This window comes from Pseudarthrobacter sp. Hb11, from assembly GCF_059383655.1.
Window position 1 is genome coordinate 295,342 of the sequence record NZ_JBWZCM010000001.1, and the last position, 25,384, is coordinate 320,725.

General features: G+C 64.8%; 22 protein-coding genes and 1 tRNA gene. 11 read left to right on the forward strand and 12 right to left on the reverse strand.

What is annotated here, in order from left to right; genetic code table 11:
• Positions 1-10 precede the first annotated feature (10 nt).
• Positions 11-1,168: an acyl-CoA dehydrogenase family protein gene (locus AC50X7_RS01450; protein WP_494977428.1), complete on the reverse strand. Its 1,158-nt coding sequence runs from the start codon at positions 1,166-1,168 to the stop codon at positions 11-13.
• Between the two features lie 10 nt (positions 1,169-1,178).
• Positions 1,179-2,483 (reverse strand): M20/M25/M40 family metallo-hydrolase, encoded by a 1,305-nt coding sequence (locus tag AC50X7_RS01455; protein WP_494977429.1) that lies wholly within the window; start codon positions 2,481-2,483, stop codon positions 1,179-1,181.
• Positions 2,484-2,650: 167 nt separating this feature from the next.
• On the opposite strand from AC50X7_RS01455, the gene AC50X7_RS01460 reads away from it, so the two are divergent.
• A tRNA-Leu gene (locus AC50X7_RS01460) sits at positions 2,651-2,733 on the forward strand.
• Between the two features lie 139 nt (positions 2,734-2,872).
• Here AC50X7_RS01460 and AC50X7_RS01465 read toward each other — a convergent pair.
• From AC50X7_RS01465 to AC50X7_RS01475, 3 genes are all read right to left on the reverse strand, one after another.
• Positions 2,873-3,454 carry a hypothetical protein gene (locus AC50X7_RS01465; protein ID WP_494977430.1) on the reverse strand — a complete coding sequence of 194 codons (582 nt, stop codon included), beginning with the start codon at positions 3,452-3,454 and terminating at the stop codon, positions 2,873-2,875.
• A 262-nt stretch (positions 3,455-3,716) separates the two neighbouring features.
• Positions 3,717-4,082, reverse strand: coding sequence for a hypothetical protein (locus AC50X7_RS01470; protein WP_494977431.1), 366 nt, complete (start codon positions 4,080-4,082; stop codon positions 3,717-3,719).
• A 224-nt stretch (positions 4,083-4,306) separates the two neighbouring features.
• Complete coding sequence (locus AC50X7_RS01475; protein ID WP_494977432.1) at positions 4,307-5,647, reverse strand: glutamyl-tRNA reductase; 1,341 nt, start codon at positions 5,645-5,647, stop codon at positions 4,307-4,309.
• 195 nt (positions 5,648-5,842) lie between these two features.
• On the opposite strand from AC50X7_RS01475, the gene AC50X7_RS01480 reads away from it, so the two are divergent.
• Positions 5,843-6,544: an SGNH/GDSL hydrolase family protein gene (locus tag AC50X7_RS01480; protein WP_494977433.1), complete on the forward strand. Its 702-nt coding sequence runs from the start codon at positions 5,843-5,845 to the stop codon at positions 6,542-6,544.
• A 326-nt stretch (positions 6,545-6,870) separates the two neighbouring features.
• Here the strand turns inward: AC50X7_RS01480 and AC50X7_RS01485 are convergent, their stop codons facing one another.
• Both AC50X7_RS01485 and AC50X7_RS01490 read right to left on the reverse strand, forming a co-directional pair.
• A complete protein-coding gene (locus AC50X7_RS01485; RefSeq protein ID WP_494977434.1) occupies positions 6,871-7,842 on the reverse strand; it encodes a glycosyltransferase family 9 protein in 972 nt (323 codons plus the stop codon).
• Positions 7,839-8,981, reverse strand: coding sequence for a glycosyltransferase family 9 protein (locus AC50X7_RS01490; RefSeq protein ID WP_494977435.1), 1,143 nt, complete (start codon positions 8,979-8,981; stop codon positions 7,839-7,841). The genes AC50X7_RS01485 and AC50X7_RS01490 overlap by 4 nt, the downstream gene beginning before the upstream one ends.
• Positions 8,982-9,190: 209 nt before the next feature.
• Here AC50X7_RS01490 and AC50X7_RS01495 point away from each other — a divergent pair, with 209 nt between their 5' ends.
• Positions 9,191-9,493 (forward strand): DUF4193 domain-containing protein, encoded by a 303-nt coding sequence (locus tag AC50X7_RS01495; protein ID WP_104043953.1) that lies wholly within the window; start codon positions 9,191-9,193, stop codon positions 9,491-9,493.
• 88 nt (positions 9,494-9,581) lie between these two features.
• Here AC50X7_RS01495 and AC50X7_RS01500 read toward each other — a convergent pair whose 3' ends face one another.
• Positions 9,582-10,046: a GatB/YqeY domain-containing protein gene (locus AC50X7_RS01500; protein ID WP_494977436.1), complete on the reverse strand. Its 465-nt coding sequence runs from the start codon at positions 10,044-10,046 to the stop codon at positions 9,582-9,584.
• Positions 10,047-10,177: 131 nt separating this feature from the next.
• Here AC50X7_RS01500 and AC50X7_RS01505 point away from each other — a divergent pair, with 131 nt between their 5' ends.
• The 4 genes from AC50X7_RS01505 (at position 10,178) to AC50X7_RS01520 (ending at position 14,374) form a co-directional block, all read left to right on the forward strand.
• Entirely contained in the window at positions 10,178-10,918 is a 741-nt protein-coding gene (locus tag AC50X7_RS01505; protein ID WP_494977437.1) for a M50 family metallopeptidase, read from the forward strand.
• Between the two features lie 9 nt (positions 10,919-10,927).
• Entirely contained in the window at positions 10,928-12,019 is a 1,092-nt protein-coding gene (locus tag AC50X7_RS01510) for a glutathione S-transferase family protein (protein ID WP_494977438.1), read from the forward strand.
• 30 nt (positions 12,020-12,049) lie between these two features.
• Positions 12,050-13,159, forward strand: a complete 1,110-nt coding sequence (locus AC50X7_RS01515) for a serine hydrolase domain-containing protein (RefSeq protein WP_494977439.1) — start codon at positions 12,050-12,052, stop codon at positions 13,157-13,159.
• An 81-nt stretch (positions 13,160-13,240) separates the two neighbouring features.
• On the forward strand, positions 13,241-14,374 hold the full coding sequence (locus tag AC50X7_RS01520) for an FUSC family protein (RefSeq protein ID WP_494977440.1): 1,134 nt from the start codon (positions 13,241-13,243) through the stop codon (positions 14,372-14,374).
• Here AC50X7_RS01520 and AC50X7_RS01525 read toward each other — a convergent pair.
• Genes AC50X7_RS01525 through AC50X7_RS01535 form a run of 3 tightly spaced genes read right to left on the reverse strand, consistent with a single transcriptional unit; the run spans position 14,316 to position 18,004 of the window.
• Positions 14,316-15,296: a MaoC family dehydratase gene (locus tag AC50X7_RS01525; RefSeq protein WP_494977441.1), complete on the reverse strand. Its 981-nt coding sequence runs from the start codon at positions 15,294-15,296 to the stop codon at positions 14,316-14,318. The two genes, AC50X7_RS01520 and AC50X7_RS01525, sit on opposite strands and share 59 nt — an antisense overlap.
• Positions 15,293-16,630, reverse strand: coding sequence for a 3-oxoacyl-ACP reductase (locus AC50X7_RS01530; RefSeq protein WP_494977442.1), 1,338 nt, complete (start codon positions 16,628-16,630; stop codon positions 15,293-15,295). The genes AC50X7_RS01525 and AC50X7_RS01530 overlap by 4 nt, the downstream gene beginning before the upstream one ends.
• Before the next feature lie 9 nt (positions 16,631-16,639).
• A complete protein-coding gene (locus AC50X7_RS01535) occupies positions 16,640-18,004 on the reverse strand; it encodes an acetyl-CoA C-acetyltransferase (protein ID WP_494977443.1) in 1,365 nt (454 codons plus the stop codon).
• Here AC50X7_RS01535 and AC50X7_RS01540 point away from each other — a divergent pair.
• Both AC50X7_RS01540 and AC50X7_RS01545 read left to right on the forward strand, forming a co-directional pair.
• Positions 18,003-18,752, forward strand: a complete 750-nt coding sequence (locus AC50X7_RS01540) for a TetR/AcrR family transcriptional regulator (protein ID WP_494977814.1) — start codon at positions 18,003-18,005, stop codon at positions 18,750-18,752. The two genes, AC50X7_RS01535 and AC50X7_RS01540, sit on opposite strands and share 2 nt — an antisense overlap.
• A 60-nt stretch (positions 18,753-18,812) precedes the next feature.
• On the forward strand, positions 18,813-20,936 hold the full coding sequence (locus AC50X7_RS01545; RefSeq protein WP_494977444.1) for an acyl-CoA dehydrogenase family protein: 2,124 nt from the start codon (positions 18,813-18,815) through the stop codon (positions 20,934-20,936).
• Between the two features lie 83 nt (positions 20,937-21,019).
• Here the strand turns inward: AC50X7_RS01545 and glgA are convergent, their stop codons facing one another.
• Complete coding sequence (glgA, locus tag AC50X7_RS01550) at positions 21,020-22,225, reverse strand: glycogen synthase (protein ID WP_494977815.1); 1,206 nt, start codon at positions 22,223-22,225, stop codon at positions 21,020-21,022.
• 103 nt (positions 22,226-22,328) lie between these two features.
• Between glgA and glgC the strand changes: the two genes are divergently transcribed.
• Together glgC and AC50X7_RS01560 are read left to right on the forward strand one after the other, a co-directional pair.
• On the forward strand, positions 22,329-23,738 hold the full coding sequence (gene glgC, locus AC50X7_RS01555) for a glucose-1-phosphate adenylyltransferase (RefSeq protein WP_494977445.1): 1,410 nt from the start codon (positions 22,329-22,331) through the stop codon (positions 23,736-23,738).
• Between the two features lie 94 nt (positions 23,739-23,832).
• A complete protein-coding gene (locus AC50X7_RS01560; RefSeq protein WP_494977446.1) occupies positions 23,833-25,284 on the forward strand; it encodes an SDR family NAD(P)-dependent oxidoreductase in 1,452 nt (483 codons plus the stop codon).
• Positions 25,285-25,384 lie beyond the last annotated feature (100 nt).

Here is a 25,384-nt window from a genome sequence, read left to right on the forward strand (position 1 = left end):
CCGTCCAGTCCTAGTCCTCAAGCGGCCCCAGCCAGGCGGTGGCCACGGTGTTGTGGGCGGATTCGTCGTCGGACGGATGGAACATGCCGGCCAGAACGTCCCGGTAGAGCCGTTCCAGTTCGGAACCACGGAAATAGCTTGATCCGCCGCTGACCCGGATGGCCAGGTCAACAACGCGGCGCGCGGTCTCAGTGGAGTTGACTTTCAGGCCTACGAGTTTGGGGAACCACTGCGGACCGTGATCTGCGAGGGCATCGACGTCGGCAGTTACGGAGGCCAGCTGCGGGTACAGGTTGTCCATGGCCATCGCGGCTTCCGCGACCTTCCAGCGGATGTCCGGGTCCTGTGCGTAGCTCCGTCCTCCGTTCTTGAAGGACGTCCGGCGCTTCACGGTTTCCACCCCGACTGCCAGCGCCCGCTCCCCCACGCCGGTGTAGACGGCGGCCAGCAGCGTCTCGAAGCACGCGAAAATGGCGAAAATCAAAGGATCGCGGTTGGGCCCTACGGGGAGCTTGCGGAAGATCCGGTTTTCGGGGACGTAAACGCCCTTTAGGACGGTGGTGTTGGACTGGCTGGCACGCATGCCCAGGGTGTCCCAGTCGTCGAGGACACGGTAGCCGGGTGTCTCCCGTGTGATGAAGCCGTGGACGAGTTCGCCTTCACCGTCCTGGGCCGACGAATCCTTGCCGAAGATCCCCAGCCGGGTCCACGCCGGCGACAGGCTGGTGAAAATCTTCGTGCCCGTGAAGGTGTAGCCGCCGGGCTGTGGCTCTGCCACGGTGCGGGAGTCGAAGAGCACCGCATCGTTTCCTGCCTCGGAGTTGCCGAAAGCGAAGATTTCGCCCTGGGCGGCTTCCTTTAGGACAAAGTCCAGGGAATCGTCCCCTCTTGCCTGAAGGACCTGCGCGACGCCGGTCCACACCAGGTGCATGTTGACCGCCAGAGCGGTGGCGGGGGCAGCCGTTGCCAGCCTCCGCTGGCACTGCGCCGCCGCTTCGAGCCCAAGTCCCTTCCCGCCGTCGGCCGCGGGGACAAAAAGCTTCAGGTACCCCGCCTCGGTGAGTTCCTGCAGGTCCTCGCAGAAGAACGCGTTGTCCCTGTCGTATCCGGCCGCTCGGCTGCGGATCCGCTCCAGGAGGGCGTCCGGCAGCACTTCTTCCGGTGTCATGGCCGCCTGCTCAGTAGTTGGTGAGCAGGGTGTTGAGCACCCTGGCGCCGAACTTGAGGGAATCGGCCGGGACGCGCTCGTCCACCCCGTGGAACATGCCGGTGAAGTCCAGCTCGTCCGGCAGCATCAGCGGGGCAAATCCGTAACCGGTGATGCCCAGCCTGCTGAGCGACTTGTTGTCCGTGCCGCCGGAGAGCGTGTAAGGCAGCACCTTGGCGCCGGGGTCCTCGGAGTGCAGGGCGTCGATCATGGAATCCACCAGGTTGCCGGCAAAGGGAACCTCAAGGGACACGTCGTTGTGCACATAACTGACGTCCACCCCGGTTCCGGCCAGCTCCTTGACGATTTCCAGGACGTGCTCCTCCTGCCCGGGCAACGTGCGGCAGTCGATGAGCGCCTCTGCTGATTCGGGGATGACGTTGTGCTTGTAGCCACCCTTCACGAGCGTGGGGTTGGTGGTGTTCTGAAGGGTTGCGCCGACGAACCGGGCCACCGTGCCCAGCTGGTTCAGCAGGAGATCGGGATTGTCGGCGTCGAACTCCACGCCGGTTAGTTCCGTCACTCCGTCCAGGAACTGCCTGGTGGTGGGCGTCAGTTCGATGGGCCACTTGTATTCACCGATACGGGTCACGGCCGCCGCGAGGCGGGTCACCGCGTTGTCGGTGTTGATTTGGGAGCCGTGGCCGGCCCTGCCATGGGCCACGAGGCGGAGCCAGGAGATGCCCTTCTCGGCAGTCTGCAGCAGATAGGTGCGCTGCCCGCCGATGGTCGCCGAGAACCCGCCCACTTCGGAGATGGCTTCGGTTGCGCCCTCAAAGAGCTCCGGACGCTTGTCCACGGCGTAGCGGGCACCGTACGCCCCGCCGGCCTCTTCGTCCGCAAAGAAGGCGAAAATGATGTCCCGCTTGGGCTTTTTACCCGTGCGGGCAAAGCTTCGCAGGACGGCGAGGATCATGGCGTCCATGTCTTTCATGTCGACGGCGCCGCGGCCCCAGATAAGCCCGTCCTTCAGTTCCGCTCCGAACGGGTCCACGGACCACTGGTCCTTGAGGGCGGGAACCACGTCAAGGTGGCCGTGCACCACCAGGGCGCTGGCGGAAGGATCCTCGCCGGCCATCCGCGTAATTACGTTCGCCCGCCCTGGTGCTGACTCGAGAATTTCGGCCTCCAGGCCCACTTCCTCGATGAGCCCTGCAGCGTATTCAGCCGCGGCCCGCTCCCCCGGCCCGGACCCGTCACCGAAATTCGAGGTATCGATCCGAATGAGTTCCTGGCAGATACGGACAACTTCATCCTCGGGCAGGACATCAGGCATGGAGGGCTCCTCATTGGGAATGACTGCTTGCAGGGCTTGATTGCTGCCCTCAGCCTACCCATTTGGCCCGATTCGATGTTTCGGGAAAGTTCGTGTTAGAGTTTTTCTCGCTGCTTCGGAGAAACGCGAAACGCTGAAAGGCGGAAACGGTCCCCGAAATACCACCTGCGCGGGTGGCGGAATGGCAGACGCGCTAGCTTGAGGTGCTAGTCCTCGAAAGGGGGTGGGGGTTCAAGTCCCCCTCCGCGCACAAACGGAAGCCCCGGAAAATCCATGATTTTCCGGGGCTTTTTTGTGTTGGCGATCCCCGGCGACGGACGGCTGGACCAGCACCGGCCACCTGCTGCTTGCTCTTGCTTATTGGACCTTGACCCCAGTGGGCTGCACTCCTACGTTGCGGCGTTGATGAAGCCGACGATGATCGCGGTCCACCATGCGGCTTGCGAAATAGCTGCACCAAGCATCAGATGTATGCGTTGGCCCATGGGCAGCCCGCTGAACGGCGTGATGGGTGACAGCCTGACCAGCCGGCGCATAAGCGGTATCAGCATCAGGCCATTCAGCGTCAGCACCAGCACAGCAAAGAGCTTGGCCATCGTGAGGGGCGAGGCGAGGTTGGGCTCCAGGAAGATGCCTGTGACCATCATTCCGGCCAATCCGCCCCAGATCAGCGGGGTCGCTGCGCCGTCGAGTCGAACGGTTTCGCTCAGCGCCCGGCGTCCCAAAAGCCACAGAAACCCATGCCAATCCACCAGCAGCACCGCCCCGAAAGCTGCCACCATGGACAGGATATGCGCCGCCAGAGCAACAAAACGTACCGGGCTGGCGACGTCCATAAGGGTGGAAAGGTAGACCGTGAGGCCCCAAACAGCGACGGCCACGGCAACGAGTGCCGTGACCTGTTTGCGGCTGGACTTTTCGGAAATGGGCCGTTCCAGGTAGTTCGGCGGCACTGTGATAGTCGAGCGCATTATTGACCCCGGTCTTCCTCTTCGTGCACTCCCCGCCTGCGCAGTCTTCTCCTGTCATCTCTACGACGCGCGGTGGGGCGTTTCGGTTCACCAGATTGTTATGCGGTATTTCTCAGGCAGCGGAGCGTACAGGGGCACTTCCGCTATTCAAGGATGGCTTCCTGCCGGGCGGTCTCCGTCCTCGGCGCATAAGGAAGCCCTGGAAAATCACTTGATTTCCCGGGGCTTTCTTGCGACTGCAAATTATGGACAGTGCCTGTCCCTAGTGCCTCTTGCCTGCTTCAGTACTTGTGATGTTGAAAGACGAATCAAACTTCACGGTCACTGGCGTTCCGTCCGCTTTCCGGATATGCGCTTCGTAGGCCGCACCATCTGCATCGGTTTCGACGCGGAGGACAGTCGCCCCTGGATTCGCGGCCTTCGCGGCCGCTTCCACGCGGGCGGCCGTGTCACCCGTCAGAAGCTCCTCCGTGATCCCGTTGGCCCGATGGGACCCTTTTCGATCGGAGGAGGACAGCGACGTTGAGGTCGATGCTCCGTCCGGAACCGCCATGGCGAGATACATGCCGCCACCTGCCACGGCCGCCGCCAGGGCCGCCCCGACTGCGACATTTCGAACTGTTTTCATCACACGCTCCTGATTCTGCGATCAGGCGCATCGTTGCTTCAGCTGACCGCTTGTCATTCCTGGCCATTGCACCCCAGCAATGCCTCAGCGCGGTTTATCCGGGTAGGGACACTGTGGATTCTACGCATGAGTGCGGGTGGCGACTAGGAGCAATCAGACAACGTCAGAATGGCGAAGAGCAGGGTACGAAGCGCGGACTGAGTGGGGGTTTCTGCGCCGCGGGTTCAGACGCATTCACGGAGAAGCCCGTCCCTGCCGGGAACCTCCACGCTGATGCCGAACAGGGCCTCCAAAGCTGCCGTGTACTCATCCCCACGACCCGCCGCAGCCAGTTCCCTGGCGCGGATCGTGGGCCCGTGGAGCAATTGCCGTACAACCCGCCGCAGGGCCGAGGCCGTTTCCTCGGCTGGAACGCCGTCCCCGTTCTGCCTTTTGACCCGTTCCATCTCCCGGTCCAGGACATCATTGAGGTGGTTGCGCAGGGCCACGATAGCGGTGTCGACTGCGCGGACCGACTCCTGTTCGTCAAAGCGGCGAGCTGCCTGCCGAACCAGACTCCAAGCGAAGTGCAGCTCCTCGGCATCCGCGGGTGGAGCCGCCTGGCGCACGGTCTCCAAGGTTAGCAACTCAACGCCCCGCAGGTCAGCTACTTCGGGGTCGAAGTCGCGGTTGGGAGCAAGATCCAAAACAATAAGCCTGCCGGACACAGACTGCCTCGATGCCATCATCGATGTGCCAATGCGGGTCCCAGTGCCGCTGCAACCGATAAGAATGTCAGCCCCGCTGATGGCTCCCTGCAGCTCTTCCGAAGTGAGTGCCCTTGCCGCGCGGGTAGCCGCGAATGCCTCCGCCCTGCCCGAGGGAGAATAGACCCCAACGGCCGTGCCCTGTCCCCTGCCCAGCAGTTCCATGACGCAAGCGGCATAGGACCCGCTGCCAATAAGGACCACGGACAGGTCTGAAAGTTTCGCCGGAGCCAACCGGGAGACGGCCAGGTCGAGTGCCACCGAAGCTACCGACCTGCCGGCGGTGCTGATCCGCGTCCTGGCTCCTACGTCCTTTGCTGTCCGGGACGCGCTTTGAAACAGGCGGCTGAGCCGACCCGTCGCCGTGCCCGACGCCTGCGCCTCGGCAAGGGCACGACGAACCTGGCCGATGATGTGGCGCTCACCCACCACGAGGGAAGCAAGGCCGCAACCGACAGCAAAGAGATGCTCCGCTACTGCGGGACCGGAGTGGTATTCGAACAGTGCCCGTAGGTCCGGCAGTGGAAGTCCGGAGCACTGGCCGATGGTACGCAGTACCTCTGAACACGCCGTCGGCAGGTCACTGGCGCCGGCAATCTCACAGTAGATTTCGAACCGGTTACAGGTGGACAGAACTACACAACCTGACACACCCGTACTGCGGTCAAGCAACTCCCGGGCAATGTGTGCGGATGCGGACTGCAGCCGGGCGGTGGAATCAGCCTGGAGGTATCTGTATCTCGCCGCAAGCACCACCAGGACCGGACGCCCGGCTCGGACTTCAATCCCTGGCTCCGCGGGCGGAAAGTGTTCTGCCACTGCCGTTCCTTCCCAATGACAATGCAACTGTCCTGTGACAGGCTTCAGCATCTGATGCACCAGCGTGATCTGGAGACCTTTGGGAATTCTTTAAGCAGCGCTTCGACCGCGTGTTTCCTGCCCCACACGCCCGATCAGCCTGCCGGCGCTCTTCCACCCCTCGCCGCAATCGGCGCCGGAGTGCAGTATGTCCTCATGGAGGAAATTTTCGGAGTCAGCCCTCAGGGCCCGGGCCACGTCGTCCTGCTTGGCGATTCCATCTTTGACAATGCCGCCTACGTGGACGGTGGTCCGGACGTCATCAGCCAAGTGCGGCAGGAACTGCCTGGCTGGAAATGCACCCTGCTGGCCATCGACGGGGACGTCATTACCGGCGTCGCCCGCCAACTCCACGCGCTCCCCGCCGACGCCACCCACCTTGTGGTGAGCGTCGGCGGAAACGACGCCCTGGGCTATGCGCCGTTATTGCAGGAGCGTCCGGGCTCAGTTGCCGAAGCCCTGCTCCTCCTTGATGCCGGAAGGGACAGGTTCGACGCCGACTACCGGGCCATGCTGCCCGCAGTCCTGGCACAGGGCCTTCCGACGGCGGTGTGCAGCATTTACGACACACCCCCGTCAGAACCGAACCAGAAGGTCATTAAAGCTGCACTGTCCCTCTTCAACGACTCCATCACAAGGGCAGCCTTTGCCAGCGGCACACCGCTGATCGATTTGCGCCTCATCTGCAGTGAAGACGGGGACTACGCCAACCCCATCGAACCGTCATCGCAGGGCGGACGTAAGATTGCGCAGGCCATAGCAACCCTGGTCCAATCCGGCTGCCCCAACCACCACTCAGTGGTTGTTGCTGGACCGGCCCGGCCCACATCTGCTACCCCACCAGACCAGGTGGGCTGAACAGGCTCCCGTGGCGTTCGTGCCTAGTGCGGCCTTAGCCTGTGGGTTCGCGCTTGCCTGCTGCGTCCCGTCAGCCGGGATCCGCGTGCCACCGGCCTGTACTTGACCCGGCGTCTTCCAGCCCGGTCTGCCCTCCGCTCCTGGCGGCGGGCCTTCCTCTCCGGCCGGTCTATGCCGGACAGCATAGCGAGGGAGCCAGCGATCCAAAGGAACGCCATTGTTAACACCAAGGTAATCTCCAGCTCAGCGCCCATGACTAATCTTAGGACTTCAGGGCCCCCGGCAAGAGCCCCAAAGTGGGCCGGCCACCGGACTGCAACCCTGCCCTACAACACGCCCAGTTCCCGCACCGCAGCCAGAACATCCTGCACCGTGACCGCCAGGAGCGCGGGATCCGGCTCGACAGCAAAGGTGTCGCCCCGCCGCAGTTCAGCACGGGTCAGGACAACGTGCGGACCCGGGGGCGGACCCCAGATCTCGGGGGGAGCCGGCCCGAACAACACCACCGACGGTGTTCCGTACGCGGACGCCAGATGCGCAGCTCCGGTGTCCGCCGAGATCACCAGGCGGGCCGCGGCAATGGTCGCGGCAAATTCAGCCAGGCCGAGCCTCCCCGCCAGAACCGCGTCCTCCGCCAGCCCCGATCGGCGGCACACATCCAGGGCCCGATCCCTTTCACCGCTGCCGCCCGTGAAGACGACATTGTGCCCGGCCTGGTCAAGGGCGGAGGCGACCGCTGCAAAGCGCTCCGCGGGCCACAGGCGGCTGCCGTAGGCGGCCCCCACGTGCAGGACGGTGGCACCTGGAACGGGGCTGGGCACGTGTGGAGTGTTCAGCTGGATATCCAAGGGGTCCGCTTCGATGCCGTGCCATTCCAGGAGCTTCGCCCAGCGTTCCCTCTCGTGCAGTTCATTCCGCCACGGCGGTCCGTCCCGGTACTGGCTCCGATGGCCTATGGTCTGCCGGGCCTGCAACGCCTCGATCCGTCCCTGGCTTTCCGGTCCGCTGCCGTGCAGGTTCACTGCCACATCCACGACGCCGGGTTCCATTGCCAGGGGTTCGTCCAAACCGTGTGTAGGGAAAAGTTCGTAACCACCTACGAGCCCCAGCGCCTCCGAAAGCCAGCCCTGCGCCGCGTACCGCAGCCGGTGTTCCGGGAACGTGCGCCGGAGCGCCTTCAGGGCCGGTACTGCGACGAGCAGGTCCCCGAGCTTTAACGCCCGAAGCACCAGGAGCTCAGGTTTTCCATCGTGTAGTTCCATGGCTTCCTGTGCTGCCGCACTTTCTGCGGCGCTCATGGGCGCTGCCTGACCAGCTCTGTGGCCGCGAGACTTCGGACATCCTCGTGTACGTCTCGCGCTTCAATGCCGGCCACCATCGAGTCGTCGTGGGCGCAGCGCGGGGCAGTCCAGCCCACCTGGGTTACATCTATGCCACAGGTGGCGCAGGCGGTGACCCAGGAGGCGTGGATCCGGTGCAGGCTCCGCCCCAAGGCACCGGCATTGATGACGTTGCCGGCCCAGAAGATTCCCACAGTGGGAACCCCGAGTGCCTGCGCGAGATGCCGCGGACCGCTGTCATTGCCGACTACCACCGCCGCACTCGCCAGCAACGCGACCAAACCTCCCATGTCCAGTTCGCCGGCCAGCGACCGGACACGGCTTGAGGCGGCCAGTTCGACGATGCGGTCGGCAATTTCCTTCTCGCTCCCGTCCCCTACTACCACCACCTGGAAACCGTCCGCGGCGCATGCCACAGCAAGTTCAGCGAACCGATCAACCGGCCAACGGCGGCGGGGATCCGTAGCGCCGGGGTGCATTACCACCAAAGGCTGGCCGCCGTCGTCGACCGTTTGGACAGGGGCGCGCAGTCCCTCTGCAGGCGCCAGCCGCGCCTCGAGATCAACGGGGAAGGCGCCGGCGAACCCGGCCACCTCAAGCGCACGCAGGGGTTCGTGCTGGTAATAGAGGTACGGCACTGTCCGTTCCAGGCTTGCCGCGTCCGGCGTGCGCGTCCCCACCGTATGCCGGGCACCCAGCCCGAGCAGGAAGGGGTTGGAATACCGCCCACCGCCGTGGATTTGAACCGCGAGGTCAAAGCGGCGTGCCCGCATCTCCTCGAAAAACCGGTCCAGCTCATTCTCGTTCTCCGCCCCTGGCCGGACACCTTCCGAAAAGGGCAGGACCTGAACCTCGTCCACTGGGCTCTTCGTGGCAGCGATCAAAGCCCGGTGCGCCGGAGTGCCGAGAAGTGTGATGGAAGCCTCAGGGTATGCCGTTTTTAAAGCGGCAATGGCGGGAATGGCGAAAATCAGGTCGCCGAGGCCGCCGCCCCGCAAGACGACTATCCTTGATACTGACTCGAACTTATCCAGAACCGGACCAACGCCCGTGCCGGCCCGCCCGGCGCCTCCGAACTCTGCAGTGAGCTGCTCCACATATACCCCTTTGAATAGTGCGAAAGACCGCAGCGTTCGCCGCGACCTCCCTTGGCCGCGCAGCCACAGTAGGGTGATGAACCTTGAGGCCGCTTCGTTTAACCTCTACCCAAACGGCGGTCAATATACTCCCGCTATTGGGGAATACCCGGATGATGCTGTACGTTTCATACGCGACAGACGAACCAAAGAAAAGAGAAGCACCTAAATTGGCAACCGATTACGATGAACTGCGTTCCGACGTCAAGGAATCGCAGGACAACTCTCTCGAGCAGCTCCAGTCAGCTAACGCTCCTGACGCGCGCAGCGTTGTCCTGGAGCTGGACGAAGCTGACGGCCTCGACGGCGCGGGCGTACCCGGCGGCGAGTTTGTCGCTGAGGAGCTCGTGGTGCAGGTCATCCCGCAGGCAGAGGACGAATTCACCTGCTACTCCTGCTTCCTGGTCCGCCACCGCTCGCAGATTGCGCGCCAGAAGGACGGCCACACCTACTGCACAGAGTGCGAAGGCTAATCAGGCAGTCAGGCGGGACGGCTCAAGCAGCCGCTCCCTCAACTGAGCAAAAGGCACGCCCGCCAATTGGTGGACGTGCCTTTCGGCTTTAAGCGAGCTTTTGCCGGACCAGCTGGCTCACTTCCTTGCCGTCAAAGCGCCCTGCAACCTTCGCGGTCACGGGCTTCATCACTTCGCCCATCTGCCGGACCGTCAGCTCCCGGCCCTCAGCGCGGAGCCCTTCGACAACCTCGTCCACAATTGCCTCAACCTCCGCCAGGGACAGGGGCTTGGGCAGGTAGGACTCGATGACCTCCGCTTCGGCGATTTCCGCCGCCGCACGGTCCGGCTGCCCCGCTTCCGCATAAATGGCCGCCGTGTCCCGGCGTTTCGCCGCTTCCTTCTGAAGCAGGGACGTCACCTGCGCGTCATCGAGCTGCACGGGCGTCTTACCCGACTTTTCACGGGTCTCAATCTCGCCCAGGACGTTCCGGACGGTGGTCAGCGCAGTCTTGTTGCGCTCCTTCATATGGATGACGACGTCGGCCTGCAGCCGTTCCTTCAAATATGACACGTTTCCTCTGTTCCTGTGTTTCCTGTTGCATTCGGATGGGGCGGCACACGGCGCCGCGTCAGCGTCCACCCATCCCTAGTACCGTAGGGGCTTATGGCTGAAATTGACCACTCATTCCCGGACACCTTTCGATGAACCTCCCGGATAACCCCTGGAACACGTTCATCAGTGCCTTCAGCCGCACAGAGGTTCCCGTCATTACGTTCATTGAACTGGTGCTGGCGGTCTGCATAGTGACTGCCCTCTCGATCCCCCGCCGGTCCTGGAAGTACGTTGGCCTGCTTGCAACTGCCACCCACGAACTGGGACACGCCGTCGCGGCCGTCACGAGCGGCCAGCGGCTGTCCGGAATACGGCTTCGGTTTGACCACTCAGGCACCACTACCACGTACAGCCGCAGCAAACTTGCCACCGTGTGGTCCTGCTTCTGGGGCTATCCGGTGCCTGCCGTCGTCGGCGCTGCGTTTGTGTGGTGCGGGTTCAACGGCTGGGGGCCGGCTGCCCTTGCGGTCAGCACGGCGGCCCTTGCAGCCACACTGCTGTTCCTGCGCAACCCCGCAGGTTTCCTGATCACCTCCGCCGCGATCGCCGGCAACATAGCCCTCATTTTCCTGGTGCAGGCCGGATTTGTGGGCCACGTGTCCGTTATCCTGGGCCTGGTGCTGCTGGTGGGCGCTGTCCGGGACCTCATCAAGCTCACCCACGTGCACCTGCGGCGGAGGGACCGGCTTGCCAGCTCGGACGCCTACCTGCTGTACCGTGCGACGGCTATTCCTTCGGGCGTCTGGATTATCCTGTTCACGGTCCTCGTTGCGGGGTCCTGGCTGGTCGCGTGGCAGCCCATCTCTGCGATCCTGCCTCCGGGCGATTAGGGTGGATTCATGAGCCAGGAAACGGAAAGCACCCACCAGACGGCAAGCGCCAGCACCACTGAGCACAGCACCCGCGGCGCCTATGTAACGGGCGGAGCGGAGTTCAACCGCGACACGAATTACATCGAGGACCGGATTACCTCAGACGGGAGACCGGGCCTCAACGGGGAGCCAGGTTGGCCCGCAGAGGCGGGACGCTACCGCCTCATCGCTGCCAGGGCGTGCCCCTGGGCCAACCGGACGGTTATTGTCCGCCGCCTCCTGGGACTCGAGGACGCCATCTCCCTCGGCCAGCCCGGCCCGACCCATGACGCGCGGTCCTGGACATTTGACCTGGACCCCGACGGCGTTGATCCGGTCCTGCGGATCGAGCGCCTCCAGGAGGCCTACTTCAGGCGCTTCCCCGGTTACCCGCGGGGCATTACCGTACCGGCGGTCGTCGAGGTAGCCACCGGCGCCGTTGTCACCAACAACTTTCCGCAGATCACCCTCGACTTCTCCACGGAATGGGCAAAGTTCCACCGCCCCGGCGCGCCCCAGCTATATCCCGAGCACCTTCGGGAGGAGATCGACGCGGTCAACAAGCGGGTATTCACGGAAGTCAACAACGGGGTCTACCGCTGCGGCTTCGCTGGCTCGCAGGAAGCCTACGATTCCGCCTACGCCAGGCTCTGGGCCGCCATGGACTGGCTGGAAGAGCGGCTCTCCCGGCAGCGATACCTGGTGGGCGACACCATCACGGAAGCCGACGTACGGCTGTTCACCACCCTGGCGCGGTTCGACGCCGTCTACCACGGCCACTTCAAATGCAACCGCCAGAAACTGAGCGAGATGCCGGCCCTTTGGGGCTACGCACGCGACCTCTTCCAGACCCCCGGCTTCGGCGACACCACCGATTTTGTGCAGATCAAGCAGCACTACTACATCGTGCACGAGGACATCAATCCCACCGGCATCGTCCCCGCCGGCCCTGCGCTCGGCGGTTGGCTCGAGGCCCACGGGCGTGAGTCCTTGGGTGGCCGGCCCTTCGGGGACGGGACCCCGCCGGGGCCTGTGAAGCCGGGAGAAGAAGTTGCCCCCGGACACGGAGCGCAGCGCTGAAGGAAACCGCTTTCTAGCTAGACTGGCCGGATGCAGACATCTCAATGTTACGTAGCGCCCGGCTACGAAAACGTACTGGACCTCTTCGAATCGTTCCTGGTTGAGGACCCGGACTACAGTGCGCAGCTCGCCGCCTACCATCACGGGAAGCAGGTGGTGGGACTCACCGGTGGACCGGACATGGATGAGCGGACGATAACCGGCGCCTACTCCTGCTCCAAGGGAGTGGCAGCCATGGTGGTGGCACTCCTGGTCCAGGACGGACTGATTGACCTCGACGCCACAGTTGCCCACTACTGGCCGGAATTCGCGGTCCATGGCAAGGACCGGCTGCTGGTGCGTGAGGCTTTGTCCCATCAGGCGGGGCTTCCCGGCGTGGAGGGCGGCTTTGCACTGGACGAGTTCACCACTCCCGGTGCTGCCGCCCGCCTGGCCTCTGCCCGGCCCGCTTGGCAGCCCGGGCGGCAGTTTGGCTACCACGCCCTGACCATCGGGATCCTCATGGAGGAGCTGTGCCGCCGCACGGCAGGAGAATCGCTGCAGGAGATGTACCACCGGCGGATCCGGACTGCATTGGACATCGACTTCTTCCTCGGCCTGCCGGAGGAGCTGGAGCCCCGCTACCGGGATGTCCTGTATACCACTGACCCGCAACAGCCCTGGCTCGATCCGCTCAGCCTGGACGGCCTGAACAGCAACGCGGCAGTCAGCACCATTATGGAGCTCCCGAACATCCGGGCTGTGCGCGGCGCAGGCATGTCGGCGGCCGGCGGCGTGGGTTCCGCCGAGGGCTTGGCCAGGCTTTACGCAGCAGCCACCACCGGGATCGACGGCGCGAAGGCATTTCTGAGTCCTGCAACGGTGGAGCTGATGTCCCAGGAACAGGTCTGGGGACTGGACCGATCCTCCGGCCTGGACAACGCTTTTGCCGTGGTGTTCATGAAGCCGCATCCCTCCAGGAACTTTGGCAGTCATCGTGCTTTCGGACACGAGGGCGCCAACGCCGCCCTTGGCTTCGCGGACCCCGCCTACGGCCTGGGATTTGGCTACATTCCCCGGCGTGCGGAGGAGGGACGAACACCCGGGAAAGCCCACCAGTTGGCCGCCGCCGTGCGCCGTTCAGCAGCGGCCTGGTCCTGAACCTTACTGGCAGGACGCCTTTCTTGCCCTCCTGACCAGCAGCTTTGTCCCCGGCCGCACAGGCGCCCTAGTGTGGATTGGATGGGCAATTCTCAAGCACGTCCGGCAGTCCGGTGGGCCAAGGGGACCCAGTACCTGAAGCAGGCAGGGGAAAGACTGTCCGCGGCGTTCGCTGCGCAACGCCTGCAATTGGCGGCCAAGGCTGCCCTGGCGGCCGGCCTGGCCTTCCTCATCGCCCCGGTGATGCCTGGGGCCGCAGCCAACTACCCCTACTACGCGCCGCTGGGAGCGCTGGTGGCCATGTACCACAACGTGGCCGGCTCGGTGCGGAATGGGCTCCAGGCCCTGGTTGGGCTCACCGTGGGAATTGGCCTCGCTGTCATCCTGGTGAACATCGCCGATCCCTCGCCCCTGACGGTGGCTTTGTTCATGGGTATCGGCGTGCTTCTGGGCGGGATAAGGGGCATCGGCTCCGGCAGTGACTGGATTCCGACGGCGGCGCTGCTGGTCCTCCTGGTGGGAGGCAACAACGCCGACGACTTTTCCTTTGGCTATCTCGTGCAGATGGGCGTCGGCGTTGGCGTGGGCATCGCGGTTAACTTCCTGGTTTTTCCCCCGCTGCACCTGAAGGCGGCGGCAGCCAGCCTGGACAGCCTCCGTCTTGCCCTCGGCCAACAACTGACGGACATGGGTGCAGCATTGAAGGAAGAGTGGCCGCCCGAGCATGAGGAGTGGTCCCGCCGCTCAGAGGAACTGGCATCAGCCACCCGCTCCGTACGGCACCTCGTCAAAGAAGCTGACGCCAGCCGGCGCGCCAACCCCCGGCGCAAGCTCCATCCCCGGGACATTGATGTGGACTACCGCAACCTTCGTCAACTGGAGCGGGTGACGTTCCATATCCAGGACATGACAGACGTGCTCTCCGATGTGATCTGGGAAAGCGATGTGCCGTACACCGTTCCCCTGCAGGACAATGAACCGCTTGCCGATGCCATTACAGCCACCGGAAACTTGCTCTGTTCCGTCAGCGATGCGGACACAGAGGAGCAGGAGGAACTTCTCAGGGCTGCCACCGCGGCGGTGGAAACAGCAATGGCTGCCACCGCCGCCTGTGAACTGGATGAGGGCGCCGTTCCCGCGTCCGAATCCATCATCCTCAGCCTTCACCGGATCCTGCGTGCTGTCCGGCCGGGTGCCGAGGGACCGCCGTCGTAAGAACGGGGGCCTGGAAGGACCTGACGGAGCCGTTGAAATGCCGACGGCCGGAGCGTGGGTTCCATGCGGCGAAGTCCGAACGTTCCCATGTTCCCGCCGTGCCCTGAACCGTACTGATGTCCAGCGCAACCCGGCAGGGAAGGAAGACCGGCGCCTCGAAGTCCACGTCCCATATAAACGAATCCCCGCGGACGGCGCCAACGTCGGCGAGCGCCCTGGCGGCAAGGTACATGCCGTGGGCTATGGAGCGCCGCATCCCCAGCGCTTTGGCTGACAGCACGCTGAGGTGGATGGGATTGAAGTCACCGGACACGGCTGCGTAGGCCCTGCCGGTATCGACGCCCAGCTGCCAGAGTCCGGTAGGGTCAGGTGCCGTGAAGCCGGTCCGGACCGCGGCGGCTGAGGGCTTGTCGATACCCGGCAGGAAAACTCCCTTGGCGAGGTACGTTGACGTACCGAGCCAGGAAATGTCTGCCGTCCCTGCCAAGCGCGCCTCGGCCACCACGTCCACTTGTGTCCCCGCGCGGTGGCCACGCAGGTTTTCCACGTGCGCCGTGATGTCCAGGGCGTCGGTGAAAAGCACCGGCGACCTCTGTTCCACGCTGTTCCGCAGATGGATCATGCCCAGCAGCGGGAGCGGAAAGTCGTCCCGGTTCAGCACGCTCATCGCAAGCGGGAACGCCAGGGCATGGATAAAACCGGCCGGCAGAACGTCGCTGGCAGTTTCGCCGATGAGGTGCTGGTAGGCAGTGAGGTTCCCGACGTCCACCGCGACCCCGCGGACCTCGTGGCTCTCGGCCGGGAGAACGGAGCCGTCATGCGTCCCAAGCAGCCGGCGCCGGGCGGCCTGGGCTGCCGCATTCACGTAGAGCTTCGAAAGCGACGGCATCTCCCCCAAGATCACCGGTTGTGCGGGCATCATGCCCCCATCACATACTGTCCGCAGACCCGCAGTACCTCGCCGTTGATACCGCCGGCGGCGTCGCTGGCGAGGAAGGCGATGGTTTCGGCAACGTCGGTTGGCTGCCCGCCCTGCTGCAGCGAGTTCAGGCGCCGGCCCATCTCCCGGAGGACCAGGGGTACCTTGGCTGTCATCTCGGTTTCAATGAAGCCGGGCGCCACGGCGTTGATGCTTCCCCCGTAGGGAGCGAGCAGCGGCGCGGTGGCACGGACCATGCCCATGACCCCGCCCTTGGACGCCGCATAGTTTGTCTGGCCCCGGTTTCCTGCGATGCCGCTGGTGGAGGCAACGGCGACGATCCGTGGAGAAGCGCGGAAATGTTCGGACGCCAAAAGCGCTTCGTTGATCCGGAGCTGGGCGGCGATGTTGATCTCAATCACCGAGTTCCAGCGGTCCTCGTCCATGTTGGCCAGGAGCTTGTCCCGGGTGATGCCGGCGTTGTGGACCATAATGTCCAGCCGCCCGTGCCGCTGGACGCAGTGCTCAAGGATCCGCTGTCCGGCGTCCTGTCTGCTGATGTCCAGCTGGAGCGCCGTCCCGCGGACCTCGTTGGCCACCGCTGCCAGCTGCTCACCTGACGCGGGGATATCCACCAGCACCAGGGTGGCCCCGTCCCGGTGCAGGGTCCTGGCAATTGCCGCGCCGATGCCGCGGGCTGCTCCTGTGACGACGGCGATCCTCCCCTTCAGGGGCTTGTCCAGGTCCTGGGGAGGCTCCCCAGCCGTGGAGACTGTGACGAACTGACCGTCCACAAAGGCGGAGCGGCCGGATAGGAAGAACCGGACTGCCTCCAGTGCCCCCGGACTCGCCGTCTGCACGTCCGGTGCCAGGAGGATGCCGTTTCCGGTGGCACCTGCCCGCAGTTCCTTCGCCAGCGAGCGCAGGAACCCGTCCACCCCCTGGCGCGCGGCTGCTGCTGCCGGGGAGGTTGCGCCTGACGCCGGCCGGGACACGGTAATGGCGCGGCCGCCCGGAGCCAGGTCCCGGAGGGAGGCTGCCGCGGAAAGAATTGGCTTCCCCAGGTCTTCCGGCCGTTCCACTTCATCCAGCACCAGGATGATGGCGCCAAGCTTTTCCCGCGGAACGGCGTGCCGCCGGACGTCAAGATCCCAGGACAGCAGTGCGGCAGCCAGGCTGTCGGCACCGGCAGTATCTCCCTGGACCAGGATGGGCCCGGTGATCATCGGGCCACCGGGCTCGTACCGGCGCAGGACCGCTGGCTGTGGCAGGCCGAGCTTCTTGGCCACATTCCTGCCCAGGCCCTGGTTCACGAACTGTGCGTATTTGTCTGTCATCCGTTCCCCCTACAGTGATTCGAGAATCGCAACGACGCCCAGGCCGCCGGCGGCGCATACCGATACGAGGCCCCGGGCAGGACGTCCCTCGGCGGCGGCCTTGTCATGCAGCATCTTGGCGAGTGAAGCAACAATCCGGCCACCGGTGGCGGCGAACGGATGGCCGGCGGCAAGCGAGGACCCGTTGACGTTCAGCTTTGAGCGGTCGACTTTCCCAAAGGCACCCGGCAGACCGAGCCGCGTCCGCCCGAATTCCTCGTCCTCCCAGGCGGCCAGCATGCTGAGGACCGTCGCTGCGAAGGCTTCGTGGATCTCGACGAAATCAAAGTCGTCGAGCGTGAGCCCATGACGGGAGAGCAGCCGGGGCACGGCGAACACCGGGGCCATCAGCAAGCCGTCTTTGCCGTGCACAAAATCCACCGCCGCTGCTTCGGCGTCCACCACGGCGGCGAGCTTGGGCAGGTCGCGGGCATCGGCCCACTCCTCCGAAGACAACAGGACAGTGGAGGCGCCGTCAGTCAGCGGTGTGGAGTTCCCGGCAGTCATGGTGGCGTCGGCGCCGAGGTTTTTCCCGAAGACGGGCTTCAGGGTGGCCAGCTTTTCCTGGGAGGTGTCTGCCCGCAGGTTGCCGTCGCGGGTCAGTCCCCGGTAAGGGGTGAGCAGGTCGTCAAAGAACTTGGCGTCATAAGCGGCCGCAAGGTTCCGGTGGCTGTTCAGGGCGAGTTCATCCTGTGCCTCGCGCGAAATTTTCCACTGTGCTGTGGTCAGCGCCTGGTGCTCCCCCATGGACAGGCCGGTCCGCGGCTCGGACGTTCCGGGCGCCAGCGGTGCCAGGTCCTTTGGCCGCAGGCGGCTGAGGATCTGCAGCCGCTGTGGAAGGCTCTTGGCCCGGTTGAGGTCGAGGATTACCTCACGGAGGCCTTCGCTGACCACCACCGGCGCGTCCGACGCGGAATCCACCCCGCCGGCGATCGCCGAGTCGATTTGGCCCAGCTTAATCTTGTTGGTCAGCCCCACCACCGTTTCCAGGCCTGTGGCGCACGCCTGCTGGAGGTCGTAGGCGGGGGTCTCCGGGGAAAGGGCAGAACCAAGGACGGCCTCACGCGTGAGGTTGAAATCCCGTGAGTGCTTGAGCACTGCACCCGCGGCCACTTCCCCGATCCGTTCGTCCTGCAGGCCAAAACGTGCGATCAGCCCGTCAAGGGCTGCTGTCAGCATGTCCTGGTTCGAGGACTTGGCATAGGCCCCGCCCGATCGAGCGAACGGGATTCGGTTGCCGCCGACAATGACTGCGCGGCGGTGCGCACGGGCGGCGGCAGCGGCGGAAGTCCAGGCCGCGTCAGGTCCGGTGGTGGGCTGTCCGTCAATGGACATGGGTATCTCCTCGGGTCACGTTCGATTACCGATACCCAGCGTACCTGATACGCTGGGTATCGTGAACATCCAGCAAACGTCCCCCGCTGCCGCCGCGCCCGAAGACGGGCGCTCGTCACGCTGGCAGAGCCACCGGGAGGAACGGCGCAGGGAGCTGATCAAGTCAGCGCGCCGGGCGGTACACACCCTGGGAAGCGACGCATCCATGGAGGACATAGCTGCCGCAGCAGGGACGTCCAAGTCTGTCTTCTACCGCTACTTCGGCGACAAGGCCGGACTCCAGCAGGCAGTGGGCGAAGTTGTCCTCAGCCAGATGCAGCGGCGGATCCAGGAGGCTGCGCAGAGCGCCGTCACCCCGCGCGAAGGCTTGTTGGCAATGGTCACCGCTTATCTGCAGATGGCCAGTACGAGCCCCAACGTCTACACCTTCGTCACACGGCATGCCACTGAACCGGACAGCCCCCAGGACGCCGCAGCCGGCTCCGCTGCCCTTGGGCACTTCTTTGACGCCGTCGCCGACATGATTGCCACCCCGATGCGATCCCACTTGGGCGATGGCAAGGAGGCCGTGATCGGCTACTGGCCCAAAGCTGCGATCGGACTGGTGCGGAATGCGGGCGAACAGTGGCTCAGTACCCCTGACTCTGCAACGAAACCCGGGCAGGAAGCGATGGCACGGCAAATTACGGCTTGGCTGTGCGTCGGCATTGCCCCCGAACTGCCCAAGCTGTCCGTCCCTGACGCCTGATCCCCCTTGCTTAGCCGCAGCACCACCAACCCACCTGTCAGACCAACGAAGGACATTGACATGACTGAACTAGTGGACCGTCCCGCCGGAAACCGGCAACGCCCCGCCCCAACGGCCGCCCCCTCCGGAACCGCCCCGCGAACAGCCTCCGCGCAGCCTGCCGTCGACGTCGATGCGCTGGGCGGTCAGCTCCTTGGCAAGTGGGCCGCAACCCGGCTTCAGGCCAGGAGCCTCGCAGCACAGCCGGAGCTGCACAAGGTCGAAGGGCTGACGCACACTGAACACCGTGAGAGGGTGTTCGGGCAGTTGAAGTACCTCGTGGAGAACGAGGCAGTGCACCGCGCGTTCCCCAAGGCGCTGGGCGGCTCCGATGACCACGGCGGGAACATCGCCGGCTTTGAGGAGTTGGTGGTGGCGGACCCGTCACTGCAGATCAAGGCCGGCGTCCAATGGGGACTCTTCGGTTCGGCGGTGATGCACCTCGGCACCGCCGAACACCACTCCAAGTGGCTTCCAGGGATCATGAACCTGGAAATCCCGGGCTGCTTCGCCATGACGGAGACAGGCCACGGCTCTGACGTGGCCAGCATCGCCACCACCGCTACCTATGACCCCTCCACCGATGAATTCGTGGTGCACACGCCATTCCGGGCAGCGTGGAAGGACTACATCGGCAACGCGGCCACGGACGGCTTGGGTGCAGTGGTGTTCGCCCAACTGGTCACCCGGGGCGTCAGGCACGGCGTCCACGCGTTCTACGTGGACCTGAGGGACCCTGAAACAAAGGAATTCCTGCCCGGTATCGGCGGTGAGGATGACGGCATCAAGGGCGGCCTTAACGGCATCGACAACGGCAGGCTGCACTTCACCAACGTCCGGATCCCACGCACCAACCTGCTGAACCGCTATGGCGACGTGGACAGCGACGGAAGATACAGCTCCCCCATCGCCAGCCCCGGCCGCCGCTTCTTCACCATGCTGGGCACCCTGGTGCAGGGCCGCGTGTCCCTGGACGGCGCAGCCGTGGCCGCCTCCAAAGTGGCTCTGAAGGCGGCCATCCAGTACGCCACCGAACGCCGCCAGTTCAACGCCTCGTCCCACACGGAAGAGGAAGTGCTTTTGGATTACCAGCGCCACCAGAAGCGCCTGTTCACGAGGCTGGCCAGCACCTACGCTGCCAGTTTTGCCCACGAGCAGTTGCTGGAGAAGTTCGACGACGTTTTCTCGGGCGCCCACGATACGGACGAAGACCGCCAGGACCTGGAAACGCTCGCTGCTGCGCTGAAGCCGCTGAGCACCTGGCATGCCTTGGATACCCTGCAGGAGTGCCGCGAAGCCTGCGGCGGCGCCGGGTTTCTGATCGAAAACCGCTTCGCGTCACTGCGGGCCGACCTCGACGTGTACGCCACCTTTGAGGGCGACAACACCGTGCTGCTGCAGCTCGTCGCCAAGCGGCTGCTGGCTGACTACGCCAAGGAATTCCGGAGCGTCGACTTCGGGGTGCTGGCCCGGTACGTCGTGGGCCAGGCCACCGGAGCCGCCATCCACCGCACCGGCCTGCGCCAGGTGGCCCAGTTCGTGGCTGACACGGGATCGGTGCAAAAGGCCGCGATTGCCCTCCGCGATGAGGAGGGGCAGCGTGCGCTCCTCACCGACCGGGTGCAGACCATGGTGGCCGAGGCTGCGACAGCGCTCAAGGGTACGGGCCGGCTGTCACAGGAGAAGGGCGCGGCCCTGTTCAACCGGCACCAAAACGAACTCATCGACGCTGCCCAGGCACACGCCGAACTGCTTCAATGGGAGGCGTTCACGGACGCGCTCCGCGATGTCACCGACCCCGGCACTAAAGCGGTGCTGACCTGGCTGCGCGACCTGTTCGGACTTTCCCTGATCGAAAAGAACTTGTCCTGGTACCTCATGAACGGCCGCCTTTCCATGCAGCGGGGACGCACCGTGGGTGATTACATCAACCGGCTGCTTGTGAAGCTCCGCCCGCATGCCGTGGACCTCGTGGATGCATTCGGGTACGGCGAACAGCACGTGCGGGCGAAGATTGCGACGGGCGCCGAGAAGGAACGGCAGGACGAGGCACGGACCTACTTCAGAAGCCAGCGCGCCAGCGGCCAGGCGCCCGTGGACGAGAAGGTGCTGCTGGCCCGCACCGCCGCAGGGAAGCGCAACTGACCGTCACCTGACGGCAGGAATGACGACGGCGCCGCTCCCCTTGCGAGGGTGCGGCGCCGTCGTCGTTCCTTCAGAGGAGCCGGCTAGCTCTGTGCCGGAAGCACCGAGCGGTACACCTCGAGGGTTGTTTCGGTGATCGACTCCCAGGAAAAGTGCTGTTCGGCGCGCAGCCGGCCGGCCTGTCCCATGGCGCGGGCCCGCTCGGGGTCCGAGACCACCTCGGTGAGGGCGGCGGCGAACTCGGTGACGAACTTTTCCGGGTCAAGGGGCGTACCGGTACCGTCAGTGACCTGCTCCAGGTCCACGAGGAGCCCGGTCCGGCCGTGCTCCACCACCTCGGGGATGCCGCCGGTGGCACTGGCCACAACGGCTGCGCCGCAGGCCATGGCTTCCAGGTTTACGATGCCCAGCGGTTCGTAGATGGAGGGGCAGGCGAAGGCCGTCGCATGGCTGAGCACCTGGATGAGCTCATTGCGGGGCAGCATGCGTTCAATGAGGACAACGCCGGTCCGCTCCCGCTGCAGGTTCTCGATCAGGCGCGCAGTTTCCGCGGCCAGTTCCGGAGTGTCGGCCGCGCCCAGGCAGAGGACCAGCTGGACGTCGGCGGGAAGCTTCGCGGCGGCCCGCAGAAGGTAGGGAACCCCCTTCTGGCGGGTGTTTCTCCCCACAAAGACAACACTCGGCTTGTCCGGATCAATGCCCAGTGCGCGGACGGCGTCGCTGTTCTCGTCGCGGTTCCACAGCTCGACGTCGATGCCGTTGTGGACCACCCGCACCTTGGCCGGGTCCACGTCGGGGTAGCTGCGCAGGATGTCCTGCCGCATGCCCTCCGATACGGCGATGATGGCCGCTGCGGCCTCGTAGGCGGTCTTCTCCACCCACGAGGACAGCGCGTAGCCCCCGCCGAGCTGCTCGGCCTTCCAGGGACGGAGCGGTTCAAGGCTGTGGGCGCTGAGAACATGCGGAATCCCGTGCAGCAGGGACGCAAGGTGGCCTGCCATGTTGGCGTACCAGGTATGCGAGTGGACCACGTCCGCGCCCTCGACGTCCGGGACGATCCGCAGGTCAACGCCTAGTGTCTGCACAGCCGCGTTTGCCGAACCCAGGTCCTCCGGCACGGAGTAGGAAGTCACCCCGGCGCCATGGTAATCGGCGTCGCGGGGAGCCCCGAAAGCACGAACGTGCAGGTCAACATGCTTACTAAGCACCCTGCTCAATTCGGCCACGTGGACCCCGGCGCCACCATAGATCTCCGGCGGGAACTCTTTAGTCACAATGTCTATTCGCACAAGCACCAAGGTAGTCCTTCACGCTTAACTGTTCTAGTGTGAAGGAGTCCGGGCATGCCGGACTGTCTTGGGGAGTTACGAAGGCGTACAGGAGCGACCAATTATGCCGTTGAACAAAAGAGTCCTGGCCATTGTCCTTGCAGGCGGCGAGGGAAACAGGCTGATGCCGCTGACGGCAGACCGGGCGAAGCCTGCCGTGCCCTTTGCGGGAAGCTACCGCCTGATCGACTTCGCCCTGTCCAATTTGGTGAATTCCCGCTACCTGCAGATCGTCGTTCTCACGCAATACAAATCCCACAGCCTTGACCGCCACATCTCGGAAACCTGGCGCATGTCCACCCAGCTGGGCAACTACGTGGCCTCTGTCCCGGCCCAGCAGCGGGTGGGCAAGAGCTGGTTCCTCGGCAGCGCCAATGCCATCTACCAGTCCCTGAATCTCATCCACGACGCCAACCCGGACATTGTGGTGGTTGTCGGCGCTGACCACGTCTACCGCATGGACTTCGCGCAGATGGTGGCGCAGCACGTCCACAGCGGCGCCAAGGCCACGGTGGCCGCGGTGCGGCAGCCGCTGCACATGGCCGACCAGTTCGGCGTGATCGAAGTGGACCAGGACAATCCCCAGAAGATCGCCGCCTTCGTGGAAAAGCCGGCCACCACCCCGGGGCTCGCGGCCGACCCCTCACAGTTCCTTGCCTCCATGGGCAACTACGTTTTCGACGCCGACGCCTTGGTTGCGGCGCTGCACGTCGACGCCGAGCGGCTCGACACCAAGCACGACATGGGCGGCGACATCATCCCCTACTTCGTGAACCAGGGCGAAGCGGACGTCTACGACTTCACCCTCAACGACATCCCCGGCTCCACCGAGCGCGACCGTACGTACTGGCGCGACGTCGGCACCATCGACTCCTTCTACGACGCCCACATGGACCTCATCTCCCCGTTGCCGGTCTTCAACCTGTACAACTCCGAATGGCCCATCTACACCCGGCAAAGCATCTCCCCGCCGGCCAAGTTCGTCCGTGGGCAGAACAACACGGTGGGCACCGCGCTGGACTCCATCGTGTCCAGCGGCGTGGTGATCTCCGGCGGTGTGGTGGAAGGGTCCGTCCTCTCCAATGACGTCTACGTGGCCACCAGCAGCCGGGTCATCGATTCCGTCCTGATGGATAAAGTACAGATCGGCGCGGGCGCCGTGATCAACCGGGCCATCATTGACAAAAACGTGAAGGTGCCTGCTGGGGCTGCAATCGGACTGGACCCGGAGCTGGACCGCTCCCGCGGTTTCAAGGTCACTGATTCCGGCATCACCGTCCTGTCCAAGGGCCAGGAAGTCCCCGAGCCCGGTGAAGCGGAGCGCAAGCTCGCGGCCGCCAACCTGCATCTGGTGCCCAACGCCGTCAAGGCGGCAGCGGAACAGTACCCGGACGTTCGCGAGTCCGTTGACAAGGTGGCCAAAACGCACGCTGCTGCAGCGGCGGAAACAGCGCCCAGCGCACGTATCTCCTGAGCGTGCCCGGGGTGCGCCCGGCAGGGCGCTCCCCTTCGGCCGGCCCTTCTCACCGTGGGGCCGGCACGCAGGCCCAGCCTGTAAAATTGGCCTAATGAGCTTCCCCGATCTGACGCCTGAGGAAATCCAGGCCTGCCTCAAGGTCCTCAACACGATCCACGCCTACGACGAGGAGCATCCGGACTACGTCTCGGTGCGCCGCGCCACCGGGAAAATGTTCAAGGCCGTCAAGCGGCACCGCCGTGTCACCAAGCGCGACCTGATCTCCGAGGCCGACCGGGCCGTGCTCGCCCAGACAGCCACCGCAGCCCCGGACCGGATCGACGACGAAACCCGGGGGAACAAGCTTGCCCCCTCCGCCACCGGCAAGGTTGCCGGCCACCTCATCCGGTCCCGCCCCTGCTACATCTGCAAGCAGCACTACACCCAGGTTGACGCCTTCTACCACCAGCTCTGCCCGGAGTGCGCCGCATTCAACCACGGCAAACGCGACGCCCGCACCGACCTGACGGGCCGCCGCGCCCTGCTCACCGGCGGACGCGCCAAGATCGGCATGTATATCGCGCTCCGGCTGCTCCGTGACGGCGCCCACACCACCATCACCACCCGGTTCCCCAAGGACGCGGCCCGCCGCTTTGCCGCAATGGAGGACAGCGGCGAGTGGCTGCACCGGCTCCGCATTGTGGGCATCGACCTGCGCGACCCCGCCCAGGTGATGGCCCTGACCGACTCGCTCAACGAGGCCGGCCCCCTGGACATCATCATCAACAATGCAGCCCAGACGGTACGGCGGTCGGGCAACGCCTACAAGCCGCTGGTGGACGCGGAGGACGAACCGCTTCCCGCGGCACTCGAGCATGCCAACGGCGGCCCCGAGCTCGTGACCTTCGGCCACGCACACGACAAGCACCCCCTGGCCCTGGCCAGCAGCGTCACCGAGCATCCGGTCCTCGCCGGCGACGCCATCACCTCACTGGCGCTCTCCACCGGTTCCGCCTCGCTGGAACGCATCGCCTCGGGAACAGCGATCGACGCCGGCGGGCTGGTACCGGACCTGGCCACCATCAACAGCTGGACGCAGGTAGTGGACGAGGTGGACCCGCTGGAAATGCTCGAGGTCCAGCTCTGCAACGTCACAGCCCCCTTCCTGCTGGTCAGCCGGCTCCGCCCCGCCATGAAACGGTCCACAGCGCAGCGGAAGTACATCGTGAACGTCTCCGCCATGGAGGGCCAGTTCTCGCGCGCCTACAAGGGCCCCGGCCACCCGCACACCAACATGGCCAAAGCGGCTCTGAACATGATGACGCGGACCAGCGCGCAGGAAATGCTGGACACCGACGGCATCCTGATGACCGCCGTCGACACCGGCTGGATCACCGACGAGCGTCCCCACTTCACCAAGGTCCGGCTTATGGAGGAAGGCTTCCATGCGCCGCTGGACCTGGTGGACGGGGCAGCGCGGGTCTACGATCCGATCGTGATGGGCGAACACGGCGAGGACCAGTACGGGGTGTTCCTCAAGGACTACAGGCCAAGCCCCTGGTAGTGGCACGGAGGCGGCGTTGCCAGGACAGCGCCGGAGTATGCCGGACTAAACGCCGGAGGCGTCCGCAGATGCGGACGCCTCCAAGTGAAACAGCTGCCGG

Coding starts and splice junctions, on each gene's coding strand:
- AC50X7_RS01525 (WP_494977441.1), bottom strand. CDS start 15,296: ATGATGCCCGCACAACCGGTGATCTTGGGGGAGATGCCGTCGCTTTCG.
- AC50X7_RS01520 (WP_494977440.1), top strand. CDS start 13,241: ATGGGCAATTCTCAAGCACGTCCGGCAGTCCGGTGGGCCAAGGGGACC.
- AC50X7_RS01480 (WP_494977433.1), top strand. CDS start 5,843: ATGGAGGAAATTTTCGGAGTCAGCCCTCAGGGCCCGGGCCACGTCGTC.
- AC50X7_RS01545 (WP_494977444.1), top strand. CDS start 18,813: ATGACTGAACTAGTGGACCGTCCCGCCGGAAACCGGCAACGCCCCGCC.
- AC50X7_RS01510 (WP_494977438.1), top strand. CDS start 10,928: ATGAGCCAGGAAACGGAAAGCACCCACCAGACGGCAAGCGCCAGCACC.
- AC50X7_RS01450 (WP_494977428.1), bottom strand. CDS start 1,168: ATGACACCGGAAGAAGTGCTGCCGGACGCCCTCCTGGAGCGGATCCGC.
- AC50X7_RS01485 (WP_494977434.1), bottom strand. CDS start 7,842: ATGAGCGCCGCAGAAAGTGCGGCAGCACAGGAAGCCATGGAACTACAC.
- AC50X7_RS01515 (WP_494977439.1), top strand. CDS start 12,050: ATGCAGACATCTCAATGTTACGTAGCGCCCGGCTACGAAAACGTACTG.
- AC50X7_RS01540 (WP_494977814.1), top strand. CDS start 18,003: ATGGGTATCTCCTCGGGTCACGTTCGATTACCGATACCCAGCGTACCT.
- AC50X7_RS01560 (WP_494977446.1), top strand. CDS start 23,833: ATGAGCTTCCCCGATCTGACGCCTGAGGAAATCCAGGCCTGCCTCAAG.
- AC50X7_RS01530 (WP_494977442.1), bottom strand. CDS start 16,630: ATGACAGACAAATACGCACAGTTCGTGAACCAGGGCCTGGGCAGGAAT.
- AC50X7_RS01465 (WP_494977430.1), bottom strand. CDS start 3,454: ATGCGCTCGACTATCACAGTGCCGCCGAACTACCTGGAACGGCCCATT.
- AC50X7_RS01455 (WP_494977429.1), bottom strand. CDS start 2,483: ATGCCTGATGTCCTGCCCGAGGATGAAGTTGTCCGTATCTGCCAGGAA.
- glgC (WP_494977445.1), top strand. CDS start 22,329: ATGCCGTTGAACAAAAGAGTCCTGGCCATTGTCCTTGCAGGCGGCGAG.
- AC50X7_RS01535 (WP_494977443.1), bottom strand. CDS start 18,004: ATGTCCATTGACGGACAGCCCACCACCGGACCTGACGCGGCCTGGACT.
- AC50X7_RS01470 (WP_494977431.1), bottom strand. CDS start 4,082: ATGAAAACAGTTCGAAATGTCGCAGTCGGGGCGGCCCTGGCGGCGGCC.
- AC50X7_RS01505 (WP_494977437.1), top strand. CDS start 10,178: ATGAACCTCCCGGATAACCCCTGGAACACGTTCATCAGTGCCTTCAGC.